The 252-nt window shown below is 52.0% G+C and carries 1 rRNA gene; it reads left to right on the forward strand.

The annotated features are described in order from the left end of the window. Positions 1–158 precede the first annotated feature (158 nt). Positions 159–252, forward strand: a 5S ribosomal RNA gene (gene rrf, locus WA302_RS25370); the annotation flags it as partial.

Below are 252 nucleotides of genomic sequence, written 5' to 3' on the forward strand. Positions count from 1 at the left end.
GTGTAAGTGCAGCGATGCATTGAGCTAACCAGTACTAATGATCCGTGAGGCTTAACCTTACAACACCGAAGGTGTTTTTAGAGAGATTTTCAGCGAAGTTCCGAGATTGGTTCTGATGGCTTCACGGAAGTGAGGCGGTTGGAATGAAACAGAATTTGCCTGGCGGCAATAGCGCGGTGGTCCCACCTGACCCCATGCCGAACTCAGAAGTGAAACGCCGTAGCGCCGATGGTAGTGTGGGGTCTCCCCATG

Origin of the sequence: Serratia sp. 201 (assembly GCF_037027545.1) — a bacterium.
GTDB classification, from domain to species: Bacteria; Pseudomonadota; Gammaproteobacteria; order Enterobacterales; family Enterobacteriaceae; genus Serratia; species Serratia bockelmannii.